Origin of the sequence: Streptomyces sp. NBC_01410 (assembly GCF_045040195.1) — a bacterium.
Classification (GTDB): domain Bacteria; phylum Actinomycetota; class Actinomycetes; order Streptomycetales; family Streptomycetaceae; genus Streptomyces.
This window is the reverse complement of record NZ_CP109530.1, coordinates 7,629,875-7,637,922: the sequence shown is the minus strand read 5'-3', so window position 1 is coordinate 7,637,922 and position 8,048 is coordinate 7,629,875. Positions and strand designations below refer to the sequence as shown.

7 protein-coding genes are annotated in these 8,048 nt (G+C 68.5%); all 7 read right to left on the bottom strand.

Features of this window, described 5'->3' with window-relative positions; genetic code table 11:
- Positions 1-40 precede the first annotated feature (40 nt).
- The 7 genes from OG741_RS34845 to eccB all read right to left on the bottom strand — a co-directional run bounded on the left by OG741_RS34845 (position 41) and on the right by eccB (position 8,030).
- Positions 41-412, bottom strand: coding sequence for a hypothetical protein (locus OG741_RS34845; protein ID WP_381202754.1), 372 nt, complete (start codon positions 410-412; stop codon positions 41-43).
- 2 nt (positions 413-414) lie between these two features.
- Positions 415-870: a YbaB/EbfC family nucleoid-associated protein gene (locus tag OG741_RS34840; RefSeq protein ID WP_405604348.1), complete on the bottom strand. Its 456-nt coding sequence runs from the start codon at positions 868-870 to the stop codon at positions 415-417.
- Positions 871-1,012: 142 nt separating this feature from the next.
- Positions 1,013-4,303, bottom strand: coding sequence for an AAWKG family protein (locus OG741_RS34835; protein ID WP_405604346.1), 3,291 nt, complete (start codon positions 4,301-4,303; stop codon positions 1,013-1,015).
- A gap of 128 nt (positions 4,304-4,431) precedes the next feature.
- On the bottom strand, positions 4,432-4,899 hold the full coding sequence (locus OG741_RS34830; protein ID WP_405604344.1) for a type VII secretion system-associated protein: 468 nt from the start codon (positions 4,897-4,899) through the stop codon (positions 4,432-4,434).
- 328 nt (positions 4,900-5,227) lie between these two features.
- A complete protein-coding gene (locus OG741_RS34825; protein WP_108153175.1) occupies positions 5,228-5,536 on the bottom strand; it encodes a WXG100 family type VII secretion target in 309 nt (102 codons plus the stop codon).
- 85 nt (positions 5,537-5,621) lie between these two features.
- Positions 5,622-5,957 (bottom strand): hypothetical protein, encoded by a 336-nt coding sequence (locus tag OG741_RS34820; RefSeq protein ID WP_215089266.1) that lies wholly within the window; start codon positions 5,955-5,957, stop codon positions 5,622-5,624.
- A gap of 492 nt (positions 5,958-6,449) precedes the next feature.
- Entirely contained in the window at positions 6,450-8,030 is a 1,581-nt protein-coding gene (gene eccB / locus OG741_RS34815; protein ID WP_405604342.1) for a type VII secretion protein EccB, read from the bottom strand.
- Positions 8,031-8,048: the final 18 nt, after the last annotated feature.

Below are 8,048 nucleotides of genomic sequence, written 5' to 3'. Positions count from 1 at the left end.
CGCTCCCCGCATGGTGCGGGAGCGGCCGACGGCGCGGAGGTCAGCGGCGGCCATGCCCGCCCGGGCCGCCGTCGAGCCCATGGGTGTCGATCTCTCTGTTGTTCTGCTCGATGTCCTCGATGTTGGCGTCACGGGTGTTCTTCATCAGCCGGACCTGGCTGACCGTGGCATCGGTGATCCCCACCAATGCGTCACGGATGGACATCATGGTGTCCTTGGTGGTCTGCCGCTCCTTCTGCTCCTGCGGCTTGGCCTTCTCGGCGAATTCGCCCTCCGTACCGGGCCATCTGACCGTCGGAGCCAGCTCGTCGAGGAACTCCTCGGTCATGCTTCTGGCCAGGGTGCCGATCTCTTCCAGCTGTCCCGCCAGAGCCTCGATGCGCTGCGGGTCGGCGTAGTACCGCTGTCCCATCGTCAGTCCTCCCCGTCCTCGCCGAGCGCGTCCCGCCAGGCGGGGGCGGCCTGGCCGCCGCGCTCCTTGTCCTCGTCGTCGTCGCGCAGGACCTCGGGGCCGAAGATCCGCTCCCAGTCCAGCTCGAAGCCCTTCAGCTCCGGCACGTTGCTGCTGGGCTCGGTGAAGGGCGCCATCGCCTTCATCACATGCCGGTTCATCTTCACGCGTGCCGCGTTCGCCGCCTCCAGGACGCTGGCGGCCAGCTCCTGGGGGGACATGTCGCGGTACTTGTTCTCCAGGAACTCGATCCCGGTCAGCTCACCCTGCGGGCCCACGCTGGCGCGGACCGCGCGGTCGGAGGAGAGCACCGCGAAAGACGCCTGACGCAGCTCGCGCTCGGTGCGCGCGACCGCCTCCTGGGCCGCCTGGAGTTCGGCCATCGCCTTCTCCAGACGCTTCTCCAGCGGTTCCGTCACGCCCGCTCCGCCCTTCTCCGTCGGTCTTTCCGTAGGTCCGTCAACTTCCCCGCTGATCTTGCCTGGTGAGGGCTCGGTTGGGGAAGCCGGGGCCGGGTGGGGTTCGTCTCTCCCCGGTGGTCACGCCGGACCAGCACCCTGGTCACCGCCCGATGACGGCCGGGGTGCCGCCCTCCTCGGTGCCCCACACGTCCTCGTCCTCCTCCAGATAGTCGGCGGAACTGGTGGAGCTGCGGCCCGGCTGCGCCTCCTCCTCGGGGGAGTCGCCGCCACCGGTGGTCGTCACCCGGGCGGCCGGGGTCAGGAAGGTGTCACTGTCCTCCTGACGGTTCCATGGACTGCGCCGACGGCGGTTGCGGCGCTCGCTCTCCTCCGCCGCGTCGACGAGGACGGCACGCACCCGCTCGCCGTTGCCCTTGTCGCCGCCCGCGCCCATGCCGCCCATGCCGCCGCCCATCGGCATGCCGGGGCTGCCGGGCATTCCGGGGGCGCCAGGGGTGCCGGCCGCGGCGGCCGTGGTGGCGGCCGGACTGAGCGGGGTGGCCGTGCTGTCCGAGAGGGGTGCGACTCCCGCCGCGCTGAAACCCTCCGAGGACGACAGGGAGTCCGCCCCGGAGAGTCCGCCGGAGGCCCCGTTACTCACGCCGCCGCTGAGGCCCAGTTCGGAAAGGGGCACGTCGCGGGAGGTGGTGCCGTCGCCGCCGCCGATCCCGTTGAGGTCCCCGAGGCCGTCGAGGGTGTTCGAACTGTCGTTGCCACCCGACGAGTTGAGGTCGTGCAGGTCGACCGTCTCGGTGTTGCCCTGCGCGTCGGTGATGGTGGCGATACCGGTGTCCGGGTCGATGACCTGGGTGCTGCCGTCCGGGAAGGTGGTAGTCAACTGGCCGTTGTCCAGGATGGTGCTGGAGCCGTCCGAGTTGGTCACCTTCGCCCCGTGGGTGAGGTCGGTGGTCGTGGTCGTGCCGTCCGCGTCGGTTGTGGTGAGCAACCCGCTGTCCGGGTCGAACGTGGATTTGCTGCCGTCCGCGAACGTGGTGGTGAAGTCGCCGCTGTCGTCGAGCTCGGTGCTCCCGCCGGTTGGGGTCTCCAGGCCGGAACGGTCGCCGTTGAGGTCGCCCAGGTCGCCGATCGTCTCGGTGGTGATGTCGGAGTTGATGTCGCCCAGATCACCCAGATCGTTCAGGTCGTTCAGGTCACCGAGCCTGTTCTGGCCGTTGAGATTGCCCAGGTCGCCAAGGTTCTCGGTGGTGGTGGTGCCGTCCGGATTGGTAGTGATCGCCTGGCCGGTCGCGGGGTCGACGGTCTGGGTGGTGCCGTCCGGGAAGGTGGTGGTCAGCTTGCCGTCGTCACCGAGGGACGTCACCGAGCCGTCCGGGTTCGTCACCTTGAGGCCGTTGCCCAGGTCCTGCGTGGTGACGGTGCCGTCCGGGGAGGTCGTGGTGAGCAGCCCGCTGTCCGGATCGAAGGACGTGCTGCTGCCGTCCGGGAAGTCGGTGGTGAGCTTGCCGCCGTCGGCCTGGGTTGTCCCGCCGGTCGGGGTCTTGAGCGGGCCGCCGCCCCCGGCGTTCAACCCGCCGAGGCTGCCAAGGGGCGTGGTGATCGGCGTGTCGGTCTGGACCCCCTGGCCGTCACCGAGCCGGCTGTTCACGTCGCCGATGTCGCCCGGGCTCTCGGTGACCGGGTTGTTCTGGTTCAGCAGGTCGTCGAGGCTGCCGAGGTTCTGTGTAGTGACCGCGTTGGGATCGTTGAGGCCGCCGAGGCTCTCCTGCACGGCCTTGGCCTGCTCCTCGGCCTCACGCTTGGCCTCCTCCTGCTCGCGCTTCTGCTCCTCGCGCAGTTCGTCCTGGTACTTCTTGTCCTCGTCGCGCTGCTGGTTCTGCTCGTTCCGCAGGTCGTCCTGGAGGCGCTTGGCCTCCTCCTGCTCCTTCTCCTGCTCCGCGCGCAGTTCGTCCTGGTACTTCTTGTCCTCCTCGCGCTGCCGGTTCTGCTCCTCGCGCAACTCGTCCTGATACTTCTTGTCCTCCTCCCGCTGCCGGTTCTGCTCCTCGCGGAGTTCCTCCTGGTACTTGCGGTCCTCCTCGCGCTGCCGCTCCTGCTCCGCGCGGAGTTCATCCTGGTACTTGCGGTTCTCCTCGTTCTGCCTGTTGATCTCCTCCTGCTCCTCCTTCAGCTTCTTCTCCTCGTACTCCTCCGAGGCCGTGCTGGTGGACTTCGGCTTGGGTACGTTCTCCGAGAAGTCCTTGCCGAGGTCGATGAAGTGGTTGTTCAGGTCCGACTGCAGCTGGGCGGCGGGCTTGCCCAGGTATTCGTCGACGCCCTGGCTCCAGATCTTGGCGGCCTTGTCGCCGACCTTCGCCCAGTTGGCGATGTCGGTCAGGTCGCCGTACTCCGGGTGCACCTGCGAGAAGCCGCCCTGCGGGCTGTGCCTGACGGTCGTGGTGTAGCGGTTGGTGGTCGACGTGATGTCCGTCTTGGCGACGTTGTTCGAGTCCACCCACTGGGCGAGGTCGTCCAGAACGTAGCGCAGCACCTGGTGCGGGTCGTAGTACGAGGACTTCGCCCAGGTCAGCCACGCGTCGAGCAGCTTCGTGGCGGAGTCCTCCAGGTACTTGCGGCCCAGCGAGAGGGCGCGTGAGTACACCGTGTTGCCGGTGCCCGTCTCGTCGCCGGTGCCGACCGAGGAGTCGAAGGTCTCGACGTAGTTGTCGTAGTTCTCGCGGATCTTCTTGATCAGGCTGCGGAAGACCTCCGCCGCTTCGCCCTTCCAGCTCGCGTCGTCCCGGCCGAAACGGTCCTCCCAGTCCTTCAGCACCGTCGCGTGGTCCCTGAAGAACTTGGCGGCGAAGTCGAAGGAGTCCCCGGTGGTGTTGAAGGAGTTCAGGTCCACCGCGTCGCCCCCGGCCACGCCCAGGTTGCTGAACCGGGCGTCCTGGCTGCTGCCTCGCAGCAGGGCGAGGAGCGCCGCCCGCGGCCCGTTCATGTACCGGGCGAGCGGGATGGTGCTCATCTTGTCCTTGTTGTAGTCCGTGAACTCGTTGCCCTCACGGACCTGGGCGTCGTGGACGTTGTCGGAACCCGGGCCGTCGAAGATGATCTCCTCGCCGGCCTTCACGCGGCCCTCGAAGACGATCCGGGCCTGCATGATCGACCGCTTCTTGCCGCTGTCGAAGAACCAGATGTCGTAGTCCTCGCCCTTGTTCGTCAGGAAGCCGGAGTCCTTGACGAGCAGGCTGAGGCTGCGCTCCTTGATGTCCATCCGGAAGAGCTTGCCGCCGTGATCGGATCGGAGCGTGTCGAAGACGGTGTTCCGGTCCGGCACCGGATAGCCGGTGATGTGGGTGACCAGGGTGGCCCAGGTGTCGCTCGACGGGTCGCCGGCGTTGTCGAACTTGTCGAGATTGGCGACGGAGTTGGGATCGTACCGATCGGCCACCGGGCGCCCTTTCTGGTCGGTTGTCGTCCGTGCCGGCGCACCGCGTCTTCGTACGGATGGGCAGGCGTGTGTCTCTCACAGGGGCGCGCCGAGCGGCCGTGGCCTCTGCCGGCGCGCGAGGCTCTGACTCAGTCGTCTTCCGGTTCGCCGGTGGTGCCGGCGGTGAGCGTGTCGACCTCTTCGAAGGTCTGCAGCAGCGTCTGCGCGTCGATCGCCCCGAGGTTCTTGTCCTTGGTCCTGTTCGCCTCCTCGATGGTGTCCGTGAGCGCCTCCTTCAGTTCCTTGAAGAGCTCCATCTGGTCACCGAGCAGCTTGTCGATGGACTCGGCCGCGGCGCGCACGCCCTCGATCAGCTTCGGTCCCGAGACCAGGGGCTCGGTGACCATCTTGCCGATGCGCAGGAGCTGTTTGTCCTGGTCGAGGTTCTCCGCGGTGGTGTGCCCGTCGACGAGCTGGCCGAGCGGGCGGATGGTGGACCCGTCGCCGTCCTCGCGGTGCTTCTTCGCGGCGGTGTAGACCGGCTGTACCTCGTTGTCCCGGAAGTTCTCCATCTGCTTGAGGTCGAAATGCTTGACGTCGGCCTTCTCACCGGCCATGGGACGATCTCCTGCTGCTTGGTTGCCGGACGGGGATACGGGATGACCCGGTGGGCATGTGGCGTACGGACGAGGGACGGATCGGCGGGCCTGCGTGCGGGGTCGGCCCACCGGGTATCTGTCAGGAAACTCTCGCCTGCTCTGCGGCGTCCGGCACGTTCTTCCCGGAGTCCTGGAGCAAAGGCGCGGCCTGTTGCCTCAACTTGCCGCAACCGTCCGCATGGGGCTGCCATGCGGACGGTGCGGCGCCTTCGACCCCACGCACGCGACGCCCGGTCCCGCCCCTAGGCCGTGGGGAAAGCCCCGGCCGGGCCCGGGGGCCCAGGCTCTAACGGGCCCGCACATTGCCCCAGTTGTCGGCGCTCTTGCGCTCGTCACGGGAGTGGTTGTCGTGGATGGTCCGGATCAGCTCGCCGTTGTCGCCGAGCAGTCGCGCCATGTTCTTGGTGGCGTTGTCCCACTCCGCCTGGACCTCACGGTACTTCTCCTGGTCCGCACCCTCCCAGGAGGTGACGAGCGGCTTCAGCTCGTCCTCCAGGTTGTTGAGGGTCGTGATGATCCCCTGGGTCTGTTCCATCAACTCCTCGATGGCCTGCTGAACCTTGGGGTATTGCACGTCGATGATGCCGTCGGCCATGACGTCTCCTCTCGAAGGCCGGGCGCCTGGCCCGGGAAGCTCACGAAGTCCGGCCCTGTCGAAGAGGGCCGGTACCGCGGGTGGTTCAGCGCAGTGCTTCGAAGACGCCCTGGCTGGTCTTGCTGTTGAGGACCTCGGTCAGGTCCTGGTTCTCCTTCGCCAGGCGGTTGGCGGAGGTCACGTTCTCCTGGAGCGCGTCGATCATCGTGCTGATCTGGACGACGACCTTCTGTGCCTCGGTGTTCCAGCTCCGGAAGAGCTTCAGCAGGGCCTGGCCCTCGTCGCCACCGACGCCCGAACGCGCGGCAATCTGGGCAACGTTGTCCTGGATCTTCTCGACCTGGTTCCGGGCCGACTCCAGAGAGGAGACGCCCCCCAAGCCCTTGGCATAATCCGCTTTCCTCGCGGCACTGTCCGCCATGTCACGCTCCCTTCGTTCAGGCGCGTCTCGTCGCACCGTTGCCCGCTGAGGCTAAAGAGAAAACAGGGTTCCGCGCAACGCGTTCAGGGAAGATGTGAGCAACGGCCGGTTCGGAGGAATTCGCCTGTATGGCAACGGAGTTGTGCGAACGTTGCAGCAGGATGAACGGGTACGCCCGAACGACGGGCACGCGGGACATGACCGTCCGCAGGTCGACCCCCGAACGGGCGAGATACGGGCACACGAAGAGACCAAACGGTCATCGGGAAGGACCACACCCGGCAATGCGCGCGTACCCGCGGAGTTCCCCGGGTACCGCCGGGCGGAATTACTTGAGCTTCTCCTGAGGTTTCACCTTCGTATGCGGCACCGCGACAACTCGACAACTCCTCCGACTCGGCGACTTCGCGCCATCTGCGCCGAGTTCGGCCAGACGTTTCCCTCCGCGCGTCCTTTTCTTTTCTTTTCCCTAGCCGGAATCGGTGCGTGGTGTCAGCTCTGTGAAGCGGCGCCCGCTGCGTCCGCCTTGTCCGCTTCTTCGGTCTTCCCGGGCTGCTCCGACCGATCGGCGGCGCCGCACTCGGGAGCCGTCACCTTGGGTTCGGTGGCGCCGGCCGCGGCGGTCGCGTCGAGGTCCGCGCCGGTGGGGAAGGCCGCCAGCAGCGGTGCCGGGACCGAGCCGATGTCCGCGGCCTCGTACCCGAGTGCTGCCAGCGATTCCTTGGCGGAGAGGCGGTACTTCACGCCGTTCTCCGCCACCAGATAGGTGGTTCCGGCGTGCGCGGCACCGCTCGCGTTCAGGGCACGGACCAGAGCGCCGTGCCCCGGCCGTACCACCGTGGCGTCCGTCGGGACACAGGCCGGCTTCAGCGGCTGGGCCGTGCCCTCCGACACCGCGACCGGGGCGAGCTGGGTCAGCGGGACCAGCACCGACCTGATCCGCACGCCGCCGTTGTCGCCGTCCACCTGCGCGCAGAGGGCGGTGCCGCGCTCCGCGGACTGCGGGAGCGGCGGCGAGTCGGGCAGCTCCGCGGATCCGGCGGAGCCCGCATCCTTCGCCCGGTGCTCGCGCAGCGCGTCCGCGCCGACCGTGCGCACCTCGGGCGACTGCCCCTGGTAGGCGTCCTTCTGGGTGGCCGGGTCGCCCAGCACCAGGGCGGCGCCGAGCCGGGTCAGCGGCACCAGGCCGTCCTTGCGCAGCAGGTGGTAGGTACTGCCGCCGCCGGGCACGCTGACCTTGAACAGCTGGCCGATCCGGCTGGCCTCACCACCGAGTTCGGGGCCCTTCTCGCCGCGCCCCGCCACCGCGGGCGGCTTCAGGGCGGGGCCGGGCGCCAGCGCGTCGAGGAAGGCCGCCGAGACCCGCATCGGCTGCTGGGAGCCGTAACCGAGGGCGTTGCGGGCGTCGGAGGCACGGTCCAGCGGCAGCCTACTGCCCCGCCACACCAGGTACTCGGTGTCGTCCGGGCCGCGTACCAGCACACCGCGGTCGCGGCCGATGCCGCGGGAGTCCAGGGGCATCCCGGCCGCCACGGTGGTGGCGCCCGGCTTGTCCACCCCGCTGGTCGTCACGACGCCGGAGGTGTTGAGCAGCGCCCCGTCAGGACCGGTGACGCACATGTGCCAGGCGCCGTCGTCGAGTTGGCCGGCCCCGGGCACGACGTCCGGGGCGCCGGGGATACCGACCGGGGCGCCCACCGGGACGCCCTGCAGCGAGGGCGTACGGACGTCCGCGGTCGCCAGGTCGGCGCCGCCGATCAGCTTCGCCGAGGCGTAGTTGCGCACGGGGTGCAGTACGCCGTCGGTGCCGGTCCACAGATATCGGGCGCCGGTGTCACGGTTGACCACCAGGTGCTTGCCGTCGCGCCAGGCGTCGTTCCCGCCAGGTCGCAGCAGGCCGTAGACGGTGGCGCCCGCGCCGATCAGGACGGTGACCAGTACGCCGAAGACCACACCCCGGGTGGTGCGCCCGAGCGGGCTCTCCGGGGCGTCCGGGTCGGCCATCAGCAGGCTCGAGCTGAGCCTGCCCATCATGAACGTGTGGGCGTGTACCTGGTCTCGTTTGGACTGCACGGCCTCTCCTCAACTCCT